This is a genomic window from Pseudomonas sp. WHRI 8519 (assembly GCF_040224055.2).
In the GTDB taxonomy this organism is placed as follows: Bacteria; Pseudomonadota; Gammaproteobacteria; order Pseudomonadales; family Pseudomonadaceae; genus Aquipseudomonas; species Aquipseudomonas putida_X.
In genome coordinates this window covers 4,621,556-4,636,155 of the sequence record NZ_CP167996.1, presented here as the reverse complement: position 1 = coordinate 4,636,155, position 14,600 = coordinate 4,621,556, and the positions used below count along the sequence as shown (strand labels likewise).

Annotated in this window: 13 protein-coding genes; 1 reads left to right on the top strand and 12 read right to left on the bottom strand. The window is 61.7% G+C overall.

The window, feature by feature from the left end; translation table 11 throughout:
- Positions 1–32: 32 nt before the first annotated feature.
- A complete protein-coding gene (locus ABRP30_RS21090) occupies positions 33–1,340 on the bottom strand; it encodes a hypothetical protein (RefSeq protein WP_349974668.1) in 1,308 nt (435 codons plus the stop codon).
- Positions 1,341–1,405: 65 nt separating this feature from the next.
- Positions 1,406–2,716, bottom strand: coding sequence for a DUF2599 domain-containing protein (locus tag ABRP30_RS21085; RefSeq protein ID WP_267817998.1), 1,311 nt, complete (start codon positions 2,714–2,716; stop codon positions 1,406–1,408).
- Positions 2,717–3,306: 590 nt separating this feature from the next.
- Here ABRP30_RS21085 and ABRP30_RS21080 point away from each other — a divergent pair.
- Positions 3,307–4,188 (top strand): DMT family transporter, encoded by an 882-nt coding sequence (locus tag ABRP30_RS21080; RefSeq protein WP_267817996.1) that lies wholly within the window; start codon positions 3,307–3,309, stop codon positions 4,186–4,188.
- 4 nt (positions 4,189–4,192) lie between these two features.
- Here the strand turns inward: ABRP30_RS21080 and ABRP30_RS21075 are convergent, their stop codons facing one another.
- The 10 genes from ABRP30_RS21075 to ABRP30_RS21030 all read right to left on the bottom strand — a co-directional run bounded on the left by ABRP30_RS21075 (position 4,193) and on the right by ABRP30_RS21030 (position 14,600).
- On the bottom strand, positions 4,193–4,663 hold the full coding sequence (locus ABRP30_RS21075; RefSeq protein WP_267824061.1) for a DUF4265 domain-containing protein: 471 nt from the start codon (positions 4,661–4,663) through the stop codon (positions 4,193–4,195).
- Between the two features lie 308 nt (positions 4,664–4,971).
- Positions 4,972–6,201 carry a hypothetical protein gene (locus tag ABRP30_RS21070; protein ID WP_349974667.1) on the bottom strand — a complete coding sequence of 410 codons (1,230 nt, stop codon included), beginning with the start codon at positions 6,199–6,201 and terminating at the stop codon, positions 4,972–4,974.
- Positions 6,202–6,587: 386 nt separating this feature from the next.
- Positions 6,588–7,547 (bottom strand): PDR/VanB family oxidoreductase, encoded by a 960-nt coding sequence (locus ABRP30_RS21065; RefSeq protein WP_349974666.1) that lies wholly within the window; start codon positions 7,545–7,547, stop codon positions 6,588–6,590.
- An 8-nt stretch (positions 7,548–7,555) separates the two neighbouring features.
- Complete coding sequence (locus tag ABRP30_RS21060; RefSeq protein ID WP_241806040.1) at positions 7,556–8,590, bottom strand: aromatic ring-hydroxylating dioxygenase subunit alpha; 1,035 nt, start codon at positions 8,588–8,590, stop codon at positions 7,556–7,558.
- A gap of 19 nt (positions 8,591–8,609) precedes the next feature.
- Positions 8,610–8,837: a recombinase-like helix-turn-helix domain-containing protein gene (locus ABRP30_RS21055; RefSeq protein WP_241806041.1), complete on the bottom strand. Its 228-nt coding sequence runs from the start codon at positions 8,835–8,837 to the stop codon at positions 8,610–8,612.
- Positions 8,838–8,847: 10 nt separating this feature from the next.
- Complete coding sequence (locus ABRP30_RS21050; protein ID WP_349974665.1) at positions 8,848–9,816, bottom strand: VOC family protein; 969 nt, start codon at positions 9,814–9,816, stop codon at positions 8,848–8,850.
- Positions 9,813–11,303: an aldehyde dehydrogenase gene (locus ABRP30_RS21045; RefSeq protein WP_349974664.1), complete on the bottom strand. Its 1,491-nt coding sequence runs from the start codon at positions 11,301–11,303 to the stop codon at positions 9,813–9,815. Before ABRP30_RS21045 ends, ABRP30_RS21050 begins: the two co-directional genes overlap by 4 nt.
- Before the next feature lie 10 nt (positions 11,304–11,313).
- On the bottom strand, positions 11,314–12,117 hold the full coding sequence (locus tag ABRP30_RS21040) for an aspartate dehydrogenase (protein WP_349974663.1): 804 nt from the start codon (positions 12,115–12,117) through the stop codon (positions 11,314–11,316).
- Between the two features lie 10 nt (positions 12,118–12,127).
- Positions 12,128–13,810, bottom strand: a complete 1,683-nt coding sequence (locus tag ABRP30_RS21035; RefSeq protein WP_241806045.1) for a thiamine pyrophosphate-binding protein — start codon at positions 13,808–13,810, stop codon at positions 12,128–12,130.
- The gene (locus ABRP30_RS21030; protein ID WP_349974662.1) at positions 13,803–14,600 is read right to left on the bottom strand and encodes an SDR family oxidoreductase; all 798 of its coding nucleotides are present in this window, start codon (positions 14,598–14,600) and stop codon (positions 13,803–13,805) included. The genes ABRP30_RS21035 and ABRP30_RS21030 overlap by 8 nt, the downstream gene beginning before the upstream one ends.

Below are 14,600 nucleotides of genomic sequence, written 5' to 3'. Positions count from 1 at the left end.
TGAGACGACTAGCGCTAACCTATTGCGGGTTGTTATTCGAAGTACTGATCTTCAGGTCGATATGTAACCAATTCCCCATTTGGAGCCGCCCCATTAATTCGAAGCAGTGGCAGATACCCAGTGCCGGTATCTGCATGGTATTCGCGCTGATAACGCCTTCCGCCTTCCAGGCCCTCATCCAATCTTGAGAAAAAGGCTTCCAATGGCAGGCTGGCAGGAACATTGCTAGGCCAGGCTGCCATCAGCGCTTCATTCCACGCGGTACCCCCAGGCATGTTGTAGTTCGCCCTGATATCGGCGATGGTTTGAAATGAGGAAGCGTCTGTTCCGAAAGCACACGCATAGTTCTTAGTATTACGATACCGATTCAGCCATTGTTGAGCAGTTGCAATTCCCTGGGCGGCGCAAGTGCCTCTAAATGTACACCTGTCTGCCGAGTTCGTAGTGCTGTTGTTGTTGGCGTAAATGCAGCGTAATGAAACCCGTTGTTGCGTCGGGGTACCAGAGGCTAACAATATGAAACCTTGGCGGAATAAAACGTGAGTAACATTCATGTCGGCGGCAAAGTAACTAAAAGATACCCCGTTTCCCCTGATTGAATCAGGGCTCGGATTCCACGCCCTGAAATTCCCCAGCCCCGTCGCACGAACCCACACCCCATTGCAGTTATAGCGGCTCGTACCATCGTCGCAGGTGGGTGCTGTATCAGCGAAGCGCGCATTGATGCGTGACGCTACTTCATAGCCTTCAAATAGCTGTTCTCGTTGGGCAAAACCGAACGGCGTCAGCGTGTCGTCCGGCAAATAGCGAAGTAGCGGTAGCCACTCCCCTGTTGCCTGGTACCACGCCAGTTGGTGCCTTTGCCCGCGCCATAATGCGCCCGGTGCACCTAACCGGTAATACAACGCCTGGATGGCTACTTTCCCTGGCACCGTAGCATCCCAGTTACGCACTTCTACGGTGTCCGGTTGCGGTCTTGCATGCACGTCATATTCTTTTTCCTGAGCCATCGCTTCAAAACGATTCATCAGGATAAAGCCGGTTTTCTCCTGCAGCGATGCAGCGGGCAGATCTCTGCGCAGGTAGTTGAATGTTTCGCTGCCCCGCTGGCTGGCTGCCGCATCGTGTTCCCAGAAGTTTTGCGCATGAGTTTGCGGCAAAGGCCGGGCCAGTACCCCGCTGCAGGCATAATCGGGTTGATTGGCCGCGCATTGCTCGGGTGTATCGGCCAGGCGTAAATTGAGCGCATCAGCGGTTTCGGCACCACTCATGGCCCAGGTATCAAGAGTGAACAGGCAGAGCAAGGCTAAGCCGCAGGTTCGCAGCAATACAGGACTCATCTTCGACTCCTTGGCGCGTGTAGTGAGATGTTCGTTAGCGGCTTGATGCCTTGCTCCGGCATTTATTACAGGTAGGGGACTGCCGGCCAAGTATTGCACCCTTCAGCTATAGATTGCCGATGGCTGGCATCGGGTCGCACCGGCTCCAGGTTATATGTTGGTTTATTTCGTATTGGTCGACCGTTGTTAGTACCGGCCAAATGACAGACCAGTTGCCTGCGCATGCCGCCACCATACTTGTCACCGCTCCAACGTGGATCATCACCATATTTTCTCAGCAGTTCTGCATACATGGCTTCAGTTTCATCCGCTCCTATGGTTCGTGCATGCGCCGTGGGGGTAACCGATAGCGTCCAGACGCCATTACCCAAATGAGGATCGTCACGCTGGATCCATGTTGCGCTCTGAATGTAGCCCGCGGGGGAAGTCTTGTTGATCGGTCGCGGCAGGTCTCGATGCTGCGCGTCAGCCTCGCAGGAGAACCCCGCTCTGCTATTTGCGTCCCGCGGGAAGTCCATTTTGATTACCGGCACCCATCGCCCGGTCTGCTGGTAATAGTCAAACTGGTTTTTCATTGCTTGCTTTTTCCCAGTTTGAATGCTGTAGAAAAAGGCTGCTACTGGAGCTTTGTCCTTTTCCCAGGTGACAACGCGCAACTCTGTCTGTATCTCCTTCGCCTCTGGGGTATCGGCGATTGCTTGGCGGGCAGCAATGAAGTGTTCAAACGCCTGCGTGCGCTGTGCACGTGTCAGGTTCCTGTGCAGGCTAAAGCCACATTGTTTTCTATGCCGCGAATTGCGGCTACTCGCGTTTAATGAATTGTAGTGTTGGGTCCAATTCGTAGCATTGTTGACCCCCAGCGCTTGGCAGCTATCTTCCACTTCTACAGTGCGCGAATTATCCAAGCATCCTCTTCCACTTCGAAAGTCTGTCCAGGCGTCGATCGGAAACGCACAGACTACATTCAATTTTTTTTTCCTATCGTTAACGAATTGGCGTGGCGTAAATATGATCCCGTTATTTGCGCTCAAGCCCGGATCTTTAAAGGCGATACGGTCACTCCGCATCCAGGACACCGATACGCCTCCGGATTGCACCGATGCGGGGCTGGGATTCCAAACGTAGTATTTAAGTGGATCCGTGGGCGCGGGGATTTTTTCAGGGTTACCTGACCTTTCATCCCATCGATGAGTAGCCCTTAACATGACGCCACTGCAGTCGACTGCCGGATCTACACCGCACGTCGATCTTGTGTCGGAATACCAGTTAGTAATTTCCCTGGCAACACCTTCGCATGTCGCAGCGTCAGCAATTGTGGTAAAGAAAAACAGAGGTACTATAACGGCCGAGGCAAACCCGGTTTTCATGTCTTTCATAGCGGTTTCCATCCCGGTTTTTGAAACTGAGGCCCATGCTAGGACTGCGCTGAATCTGCGCCAACTGGCAAAAATGCTAGTTTTTGTGCGCTATTTTATTGCACTTAATTAATTAACTTGGCGTTCAGAGGTGAAGGTCACTCAATCGATGACATAAGGCTAGGCGAGCAAAGCCTGGGTCTCAGGCTGCTTCGCTATTCACTGTGGAAGGAAAAGGAGGAGTACTGCGCGTTCTACGAAAGATCAGGCAGCAATTGTCAGCCGCTAAGCGCCGGGCTATAGTCCAGTTCGTCAATGTCTTTTGAAGATCCGGTAATGCCAGCCACCCCTTCCACCACAAGCTTTGCCTTCGCGCCAGTCGCGGGCACGGTCGTGCGTGGCAGCCAGCAGCCGGCCATGATCAGTCATTACCCACCACCTGTAAGTGGCCTCTTAGGCGGCGTAGCTCCGCCTCCTTGCGTGGTCGTGCTGGGCTGATCGGCTTCTGGCCGCATCCCTTCACACGCGCAGCCCACTGAACACGGTCGGCTACTTCCCTGCTGAAGTTCACGCCCACCGTTCGGCTTCTTTGCCCGAATACAGGTGCAACCATGTCTGTCTTTTCCAAAGCTAGCGTGGCCTCTGCGGCTACTACCAGCCTGTTCGTCCTGCTGTGGAGCAGTGGCGCCATCGTTTCCAAACTCGGCCTGGCCCATGCCAGCCCTTTCGCCTTCCTGCTGTTGCGCTCGGCGCTGGCCCTGGCCGGGTTGTTGCTGATCGGCCCGTTGCTGGGCCTGCGCTGGCCGCGTACCGGGGGGGCGATGTTGCGGGCCCTGGGCACCGGCTGCGTGCTGCTTGGTGCCTACCAGATCTTCTACCTGCTGGCGCTCAATACCCATGTCACCCCTGGTGTGATGGCCACGGTAATGGGTGTGCAACCGATTCTCACCGTCGTGCTGATGGAGCGCCAGCGCTCGTGGAGCCGGCTGTTTGGCCTGGGCCTTGGGCTTGGCGGGCTGGTGATGGTGGTCTATCAGGGCATCAATCTCGGCGGCGTGTCGCTGGCCGGGATGCTGTTTGCCTTGCTGGCGCTGGCCAGCATGACTTTCGGCTCGATCCTGCAGAAGCGCATCACCGACAACCCCATGGGCACCCTGCCGCTGCAGTACCTGGCGGGGTTTGCCATGTGTGCGGTGTTCGCGCCGTTGCAGCCGCTGCACATTGAGTGGGCCAGCAGTTTTATCGGTGCGCTGCTGTGGATGGGGTTGGTGGTTTCGCTGCTGGCGACCTTGCTGCTGTACCGGCTGATCGCCAAGGGCAACCTGGTCAATGTCACCAGCCTGTTCTACCTGGTGCCGGCGGTTACTGCGGTGATGGATTTCTTGATTTTCGGCAACCGCCTGGCACCGCTCAGCCTGCTGGGCATGGGGCTCATCGTGGTCGGTTTGCTGTTCGTGTTCGGCAAGCCTGCCAGTCGTCTGGCCCGAGCCTAGGCCGTCAGCGAAACTCTTCGGGGATGGGGTGGCGCAGCACGCCTTCCTCGAAGTCCAGGTTGCCGGCTTCGCGCTGTGTCAGCAGGTAGTAGAGCAGGGTGTCGAGTGAGCGCGAGGGCGGGACTTCGACGGCCAGCATCCTGACCGCTTTTTCGACTTCGCTGGTGCAGCCGAACTCTTCGAGTGCTGCACGCACCTGCTCAAGGTCGCCGGCTGTTTTCACAAGAATGCGAAATACCGAAGCGCCGCCACTGCGCAGCAAGCCTTCGAACCAGGATTGCTCGCCCTCTTCGCTGATGCTGATGGTATCGCCGGGTGCGATGCCGTAGGCATAGAACGGGAGGCTGTCGACCTGGTAGCCAGCCGCGGTGCGTTTTGCCCACAGGCCTTCGACCGATGCGGGTGGATAGCCTTGGGCATCCTGCTCCAGGCGCCAGAGCACGATCTTGTAGGCTGGGGTTTGCTCGGGGGGCATGGGCATTACGTGTCTTGAGGGCTGCTTATCGTAATGCCCTTTGGCGGTGTTGTCTGTACTGGCCCTATCGCCGGCAAGCCGGCTCCCACCGGGATTGCGCCAGCTTTCAGAAATTGGGCAAGACAGTTGCTTCCACAGTTGAAGCGCTGACCCGAAGAACTGCGCGATCGAGGTGGGAGCCGGCTTGCCGGCGATGGGCTGCGCAGCAGCCCCCTAGCAGAGCTGTAATACCCCGAGCGTGCTCGATGGGACCCGCGAGCATCTGGGGCCGCGTTGCGGCCCATCGCCGGCGCGGGCAACCAAGGCGGTTAGAAGTAATAGCCGATATTGATATTGGTGCGGTAATACCAGTCATTGCTGCCCACCGAGCTGGTGCTGGTCCAGCCTGTGCCATTTTCCGCCCCACCAAACGGGTTGGCGTTGCGCGCCCAGGTCAGGTCGACCCAGGCCATGATCGGCATGGCCAGGAACTGCGCGCCAACAGTGAACATCTGCGAATCATCCCAGCCATGCTCATCCTTCATCATCCGGCTGTAGTCGGTATAGAGCTTGATTTTCTTAAGCTGCCCAAGCTTCGGGGTCAGTACGTCATAGCCGACGTTGACCGCTGCGAGGGTGGCCTTGGCGGCGATCAGGTAGGCAGGGGTCAGGCCGTTACCGCCCATCAGCACTGCGTCATTGCTGACGCCCGCCGGGTTCTTCGGATCGTACTCATAACGGATCGCCTGGCCCGTGATCGTCCAAGGGCCTGTGTTGAGCAGCGCGTGGACCCCGCCTGCCCAGTAATCGCCATCGTCATGGGTGGTGGCGTTGTACAGCTCGGCAGCCGCCAGCGAGGCCCCCATTTCGGTCTTCCAGCCATCACCGCTGAAGGTACGGGCGACACGGGCGTTGACCTGGTTGTGTTTCTCGTTGTCCTGGCGCGATTGGCTAAACGGCACGGCATTGTCGTCCAGGTCGGCATAACGCCCGACTTCTGGTGAGTAGCGCAGGCTTGAAGGCAGCATGCGCGGGAAGTAACCCAATTGCAGATCCCACTGCGCATCCTTGTAGCTGTATTTGAGGCCTGTGCCTGCGCTGACGCCGTAACCCATGAAGAACGGTATGTGATAGCTCCAGCCAAACTGTGGGTACGGCTCCAGGCCGAACGGTTTGAACGGCGCCCCGACTTGCAGGTTGGCTTGGGCGCTGAAGCGGTAGCCGATGTAGCCACGGTCGATCGAACGCTTGCCGTCGTCCTGGAACCAGTAGCCGATATCGCTGAACAGCTGGCGATGACTGGCCTGCACGTCGAGGCGGAAGGTATCGAACAGCAAGCGGCCGTCGTTTTCGGTGGTGTCCCAGTGTTCGTCGCGGTAGTTGACGCGCAGGGCGCCACCGATATCCAGGCTGCTCTGGCCGTCCTCGCTGCGCCAGGCGATGTGCGGAAAAGGCTTTTTCGCCGTGGGTGGCTGGTCCGGGGTGGCGGGGCCGGGTTCGGACGCGAAACTTGCGCAGCTGCCGAGAATCAGACCGAGGCTTATCACATATCTTTTCATGCCATGCCCTGCAAGGTTGGGAAGTTTTCCGCAGGCAAAAGGGGAGCGTCGCCCGGTTCTGCGGGTATTTTGTTTTATGGGTGAGATGTTGTTTGACGAAGGGAATGGAGCAGATTCTGTGCCAAGTTCTCTTGTTAACTAAAAGTGTATAAATAACAATTATTTATATTTGAAACGGCCTTGTTTGTACCGTATCTGGAACAGGCTGAAAGTTTGGTTACTGTTATGCCCAGGCACTGTGCGTCGGTGCACTATTTTGTCTTGGGTTGTATCAGTACCTGCCTTGTCGCTGGCAAGTCGCCGATAAGGAATGAACAGTAATAAAATCAGGTCAAAAAAACCGGCCCATGAGGCCGGTCAAATTTACGCGTGAGCAAATGCTCGGTTTACAGGTCAAGCACCAACCGCCGGCTCTTGCACCCGGAAACACACACCATCATCGATTGGTTCGCCGCCCGTTCAGCTTTGGTCAGCACCCCGTCCCGATGGTCCACATCCCCCTCCAGCACCCGTGTCTCGCAAGAGCCACACACGCCCTCACGGCAGCTGTACTCGATATCGCAACCGGCTTCGAGCAATACATCCAGCAGGTTCAACCCAGGTTCGACGCTGACCGTCCTGCCTGAGCGGCTCAGCTCGACGCTGTAGCTGGCCTGGGCATCGTCCGAGGCCGCCACCTCGGCTGCGGTAAAGCGCTCGATATGCGCATGGGGGTAACCCAGGCGTTCGCAGGTCTGCTCGAAGGCATCGAGCATCGGCGTCGGCCCACAGCAGTAGAAGTGCGTGTCTGCAGGCCGCCCGTCCAGGTAGCCGGCCAGGTCCGGCAGGCCGCCTTTTTCGTCGTTGAAGTGGTAGATCACTTTTGCCCCAAGCCCGCTGATTTCCTCCAGCAGTGCGGCTTCGGCACGCGAGCGTGCACAGTAGATCAGCTCGGCCGAGCGCCCCAGCGCCAGCAACTGGCGGAACATGCAGTAGATCGGCGTAATGCCGATGCCACCTGCCACCAGTACGCTGTGGCTGGCGCGCGTGTCCAAGGCAAAGTTGTTGCGTGGCTGGGAGATCTGCAGTTGCGTGCCCACGCGCAGTTGCTCGTGCACATAGCGCGACCCCCCGCGGCTGGCCCGGTCACGCAGGATACCGACCACATAACGGCCCTGGTCGCTTGGCGCGTTCAGCAGCGAGTAGCTGCGCACCAGGCCATTGGGCAGGTGCAGGTCGATGTGCGAACCGGCATCGAACGGCGCGAACACAGTGTCGCCCCAGGGGCGCAGCTCGACGCTGATGATGCCTTCGGCTTCATGGCGCAGGGTGTGCACCCGTGCGCTGATGGTTGAGGAGTTGGACATCGGGCACCTCAGGCCAGTTGCTGGGTTTCGATCAGGGCCAACTGTTCCTTGGCCTTGCCCTTGAGGTAGCGGCGCAGGCGCACCACGCCAAGGTCGTGCTGGTAGAGGTTTTCCCGTTGGTTGGCGTCGAACTCCATGAACTCCAGCAGCACCCGGTCCTGCTCCAGCACCGCCCAGTGGCGCGCCTCCAGGCGGTTCTTGTAGAGGAAGCGCCAGGTGTCGCGCTGCCAGCCGGTCAGCGGCCGTGCGCGCCAGTGGAACACGGCCGACAACGCTCGGCTGCTCGGCGTGTAGCTGCCGATGATGGTGAAGTTGCCGCCTGGGCCACCGGTCTTGGGGTATGGGATTTCCAGGCGCAGCCAGTGGCAGCCATTGTCGAGGAATTCGGTCCAGTCGAAGTTGACCCCGCGCTGGCCTTCTTTCTCGAAGACAAAGCCTTGTTCGGTATCGCGGGTGACGAACCTGGCGGTGGCTTCGCCCTCGCTCATGGAATGGGACATCTTGTGCAAGTAGGTGCCGTGCATCGGGTCCATGACGTTGTCGAGCACGTAGCGGTAGTCGCCTTTCCATTCGGTGTAGCAAAGGAAGCTGCTCCACTGGGGCGAGGTCAGCTGCTCGGGCAATACCAGCTCTGGTGGTGTGTCCAGGTGCGGGTCGGCGGCGTTGAACAGAAAGATCGCCCCTGCAGCCTCGCGGGTGTGGAACATCCGTGTAGGGCGGCTGCCTTCGAGTTTGCAGCCTGGGCTACCGGGCACTTTGGTGACAGTGCCGTCGCAGCGCACCTCGATGCCGTGGTACGGGCACTGCAGGCGATCACCCAGCACCGGCCCTTGGGACAGCGGCGCGCCACGGTGCGGGCAGTGGTCCTCAAGCGCGTGCACCTGGCCATCGTTGTCGCGCCACAGGGCGATCTTATAGCCCAGGCGACGGATGGAAAGGGGTTTTTCGTTCAACAGTTCCGATGGCAGCACCGGGAACCAGAGGTCTTTCAGGCCATTGGCCAGGTGTTGTTCAACAGGGTCGACGGTTATATGCATGTTCATCTTGTTCTTCTCCGCAGGCTCATTCGCCCAGCCGTGCCATCAGGGTTACAAAGGCGTCTTCAGTCCACTCTCCGCTGGTCAGCGGGCAAGGCGGGCCGGCCAGGTTGAGGTGGGCGAGCAATTGCGCCAGCTCGCTCACGCCATTGCCGTAGGCGCGCTCGATGGAATCGCCGAGCAGGTCCTCGAACGGTGTGTTGGGGCGTTTGCGTGCCTGATGCGGCTGCAGGTAAACCTCGGGTGTGCTCATGGGATCGACCTCAGTTGTGCTTGGGCTTGTCGGTGAGGAATTTGCCTTGCGGTGCTTCTGCGTGCTGCTGGCGCCGGGTGTTGCCGTCGATGCCGCCGGCAATCGCCCATTCGGCGAACACCGTCGGGCCGGGTTCGAACTCGCGTGGCTGCCAGTCGCCGGTCAGCTGGTCTTCGTCGGCGTAGTACTCGACCAGCGCCCCGGCCGGGTTCTTGAAGTACCAGAAGAACGCCGATGAAACCGGGTGGCGGCCCGGGCCGATTTCGGTGGCCCAACCGCAGCGGGAGATATGCATGCCGCCGCCGAACACTTCGTGCAGGTCACGTACGGTGAACGCCACGTGGTTGAGGCCGGCGCGCGGGGCTGGCAGCTGGAGCATGAACAGGTCGTGGTGGCCGCCTTCCTCGGCGGTGCGCAGGAAGGCGCCGCGGTTGGGGTAACGGTCCGATGCCTGGAAGCCGAAACGTTCGTGGTAGAAAGCCTCGCAGGCGTTCACGTCCTTGACGAAGAACACCACATGGCCCACTTCGATGGGCGTGGCGCGGTCGTAGATCGGCGCCGGTTTGTTGATCCGGCCCTTGGTCTGCCAGGTGTTGTGGCCGCTGCACTCGATGTCCAGCGTGCGTTTGCGGGTGACCTGCAAGCGAATCGCCAGGCCGTTGGGGTCGGTGCAGCCGATGCGGCCATTGCCTTCGACAAAGCCCGGGTCATTGGCGACGCGCTGGCTGTACAGGGCAAGGTCCGCCTGGCTTGCCACTCCCCACACCACTTCACGCACGGTCGAACCGGGCTCGATGGCTGGCGGCAGGCCGGGTTTGTCGAGGGCGGCCAGCACCACGCGGCAGCCATTGAGGGTTTCGAAGATGACCTCGTCAGGCTGATCGCTGACCTTGCTCAAGCCCCAGTCGGTGAAGAAGCGGACGCAGGTGGGGAGGTCCTCCACGCCATAGGTGACTTCGTCGATGCCCAGTACGCTCATTGCCCTGCCTCCACGCCGGCCCAGGCCAGCGGCTGTTGGTTCATGCCCCAGTAGAGGCTTTTCTGTTCCATGTACTGCAGGATGCCCAGGCGGCCTTTTTCTCGGCCAAGGCCACTGTCCCGCCAGCCGCCGAACGGCGTCGAGATGGAGAACTGCTTGTAGGTGTTGATCCACACCGTACCGGCCTGAAGCTTGCGGCCAAGCGCCCAGGCACGCTTGTAGTCACGGCTCCAGATACCGGCGGCAAGGGCGTACAGGCTGTCGTTGGCCTGGGCCAGCAGGTCTTCTTCGCTGTCGAACGGGAGGGCCACCAGCACCGGGCCAAAGATCTCCTCCTGACATACCTGCTGGTGGTTGCCCAACCCTTCGAGGATGGTCGGCGGGTAGAAGTAACCCTGGTCGTACAGGCCGCCGCTCGGGCGCTCACCGCCCAGGCGCAGGCGGCCACCTTCGGCCAGGCCCAGGGCCACGTAGCGCTCCACCGACGCGCGGTGGCCGGCACTGATCAGCGGGCCCATCTGCGTGCGCTCGTCAGCCGGGTCACCCAGGCGCAGTTGCGCGGCGGCAGCGGTCAGCCGTGCCATGAACCGCTCGTACAGGGCACGGGCGACAAACAGCCGGGAGCCTGCAATGCATGCCTCGCCCGAGGAGCTGAAGATGCCGTACAGCACACCGGCAACGGCATGGTCGAGGTCGGCGTCATCAAGGACGATGGTCGGCGACTTGCCGCCCAGCTCCAGCGACACCGGCATCATCTTGTCGGCGGCGATATGGGCGATGTGTTTGCCGGTGCGGGTACCGCCCGTGAAGGACACACGTTTGACCAGCGGGTGGCGGGTCAATGCATCACCCAGTAAGGAACCCTTGCCTGGCAGCACGCTGACCAGGCCTTTGGGCAGCCCGGCGTCTTCACAGATGCGGGCCAGCTGCAGGGCCAGCAGCGGGGTGATTTCCGCCGGCTTGATCACCACTGCATTGCCACCGGCCAGGGCCGGGGCGACCTTTTGCGCCTCGCTGGCGATAGGCGAGTTCCATGGCGTGATCGCCGCGACCACACCCATCGGCTCGTACACGCTCATGCTGACGAAATCCCCGCGCGATGGGGTGATGGTTTCCTCCAGGGTTTCGCAGGCCGCGGCGAAGAACTGGAAAGTCCCTGCCGCGCTGGCGACCAAGGCGCGGGTTTCGTTGATCGGCTTGCCGTTGTCCTGGCGTTGCAGTTGCGCCAGCTCTTCAGCGCGCTCGCGGATCAGGCCGGCGATGCGGTACAGCACCGCGGCACGTTCGTGCGGTTTACGCTGGGCCCAGCCGCTGTGCAGGAAGGCCAGGTGGGCCCCCTGTACGGCGGCTTCGACATCCTCGAGGCTGGCGGCATTGAGCCAGGCGACGGGCTCACCGGTCGCCGGGTAGCACGAGGCGTAACGCTCGCCGCCGCCCAGGCGCCAGGTGCCGGCGATGCAGATCGGTAAGGTCTGTTCCAGAGTCATTGGCAGTCCCCTAGATGGAAATGGCATGGGCGTGGTTGCCGAGGGCGCGTACCACGCTGTAGACGGTCAGTGCCGAGGTCTTCGGGTTGGCCGGCAGCGGTTTGCCGCGCAGGCTCATTTCGAAGCGGCCGAAGGCGCCGGGGGCTTCGACCTTGTGCACGTTTTCTTCGCTGAGCGGGTCGGCGATCAAGGTCACACGGGTGCGGTCGAGGCCCAGCCCGGCCAGTGACAGGGTGGCCGCGACGTTGGCGTTTTTCGGGTACAGCCGCGCCGCCTCACGGGCGCTGCCGTCGAAGATCACGGTCGCTTCTGTGAGGGCGTCCAGCGCGCAGACTTGCTCGGCGGGTGTGTTTTGCCAGGCCTGTGCCGGTTTGCGGCCGGTGTAGCTGACTGCGTCCAGGCCGCCGACCTTGGCGGCCGACAGTGCGTCGATGCCACCAATGGCGCCGGGCAGCAGCTCGATTCGCGTGTTGCCGTGTGCCGCTGCCGCTTCCAGGCGCTCGACCAGGCCAGGCTCGGACAGCGCACCAACCGAGACGATCAGGCAGGCGATGCCGCGCTCCAGCGCTGGCAGCACGTGCTCTTCGATCGCCTTGTGGCCGGCGCATTCGACCAGCAAGTCAGGGCGCGCGTCGGCCGGCAGGGCGGTGAGGACCTGCGGTGGCCGGCGCAAGCTCGCCAGTCGCTGGCGTACCAGCGCTTCAGAGCCGGCCGAGGCAATCACCGCATCGACGCACAGCAGCGGGTCTTTCTCCAGCAGTTCAAGCACACCGACGCCAATGGCACCGCAGCCGATCATGGTGATATGCAACATGGCGGGGTCCTCAGGCCGTGGCCTTCTGCGCCTTGGTTTCGCTGTTGGGCGGGCCGGCGAACTGGGTAGCGAACCCACCCACGCTGAGCATGTCCACTTCCAGCAGGAACGGGCCTTGCGCGCCCAGCGCGCCTTCGAGCACCTCACCGAACTGCTTCAGGTCGCTGACCAGCCCATGGCGCAGGCCCAGCGATTCCGAGAGCTTGCTGTAGTTCGGCGTGTGCAGTTCGACGTAGGCGTGGCGGGCACCGTAGATGGCGTCCTGGATGTTGCGGATAACGCCATAGCGCTGGTCGTTCATGAGCAGGATGACCACGTTGGCGTTCTCCTGCACCAGGGTCGCCAGCTCACCCAGGTTGAGAATGAAGCCACCATCGCCAGCCAGGGCGAACACCTTGCGCTCCGGTGCCGTTTGCGCCGCCGCCACGGCAGCGCCGATGCCCATCGCCAGGCCTTGGCCGATGCCACCGCCGAGCGCGTGCACACCGGACAGGGGGTGATAGAGGTTGAGCAGGCGGTTGCCCCAGATGCTGTTGGACAGGGTCACGTCGCGCACCCAGGTGAAGTTGCGCCCAGTCTGCGCCTGCAACTGCTCCACCAGCGATGCGTACGGGCCCAGGTCGGCGACCAGCTGTTTGCGTGCCTGCTCGCGCACGGCCTTGAGTTCGGGCAGGAAGCTCGGGTCGATGTTCAGGCGGCCCTGCAGGCGGTCGGCCAGGCCCTGCAGGGCCAGCGCGGCGTCGCCACAGATGAACAGGTCGCTGGGGTAGCTGCGGCCTTCGATGGCCGGGTTGACGTCGATGCGCAGGGTCGTGCGCGGCAGCTTCAGGGCGTACTTGAAGGTCTCGTTGCTGCGCAGGCGCGAGCCCGCTACTACCAAGGCATCGCAGGTCTGCATGAAGCCTTCGACCAGCTTGTTCTGCGAGAAGGCTCCCAGGCAGCGCTCATCGTCTTCGTTGACCACGCCACGGCCTTGAGTCGAGGTGATCACGCCGACGCCCATGTCCAGCAGGCGCTTGACCTGCGCGCCGGCATGCCGGGCACCGCCGCCCAGCCACAGCAGTGGGCGGGTGGCGCTGGCCAGGCGTTCGGCAACCAGGTCGAGGGCTTCGGCGGCAGGTGCGGCGACCGGGATAGGCAGTGGCGACAGGTCGGTCGGCATGGGGATGAAAGCTGACTGGATATCGATCGGGATCTCCACACTGACCGGGCCGGTTGGGGCGGTCAGTGCGGTCTGCACGGCCAGCTTCAAGGTGCTCAGCGCGGTTTCGACGCTGCGCACGCGAAACGCTGCCTTGGACACGGCCTTGAGCATGGTCAGCTGGTCGCGGGCCTCGTGAATGTAGGCCAGCTCCTGGTCCAGGTAGGGGGTTTCGATCTGCCCGGTGATATGCAGCAGTGGGGTACCGGCGGTCAGCGCTTCGACCATGGCCCCGGCGGCGTTGCCGGCGGCAGTGCCGGTGGAGGTCAGGCACACGCCCAGGCCGCCGATGCTGCGGGCATAGGCATCGGCCATGTTGGTCGCCCCGGCTTCGCCGCGGGCCATGACGAAGCGTATATTGCCGCGCACAGCGAAGGCATCGAGGATCGGCATGTTGTGAATCGAGATCACGCCAAACGCCGCCCTGACGTCGCATTGCTCCAGGAACGCGGTGATGACGGCACCGACGGTGACAGTATTTTCGTTACGCATGACGGGACAGGCCTCCGGATACATCGATATGACTGCCAGTGGTGTAGGCCGACAGAGGCGAAGCCAGGAACAGGATCGCCTGCGCCGCTTCCTTCGGCAGGCCAAGGCGGCCCAAGGGAATGTGTTTGCGTTGCGCCAGCTGTGCGGTCCATTGCGACCAGTCCAGGTCGCGCTCCTCGCGGGCTTCGAAGCGGCGGCGCCATTGCCCGGACTCGACCAGGCCGATGAGGATGCCGTTGACCCGGATGCCGTGTTCGGCGAATTCGAACGCCATCGAGCGCACCAGGTTCTTCAGCCCGGCACGGGCGGCCGAGGTGGCGACCATATGCGGTTCGGGCTGGCTGGCCAGCAGCGAGTTGACGCACACGATCGAGGCGTTGGGCTGGCCCTGCAGTTGCGCCATGAACGCGCGTACCGGGTGGATGACCGAAAAGAATTTGAGTTGCAGCTCGTCGTTCCAGGCCTGGTCGGTGGTGTCGGCAAACGTCGATACACGGCCTTGGCCGGCATTGTTGACCAGCGCCTGGGCCGGGCCCAGCGCGGCTTGGCTGGCGGCGGCGAAGGCCTGTACCGACTCGGCATCGAGCACGTCGCACACCTGGGCCAGCAGGCCTGCCCCGGGGAAGCGTTGGCGCAGCCGGGTTTCGGCACTGCGCAGGCGGTCTTCATTGCGCCCGCAGAAGGCGACGCGGGCGCCGGCTTCGAGCAGCAGCTCGACACAGGCGTAACCGATGCCGGACGAGCCGCCGGTGACGATCACCGTGCTGTCTTGAAGTGGGTAGGGGTTCAT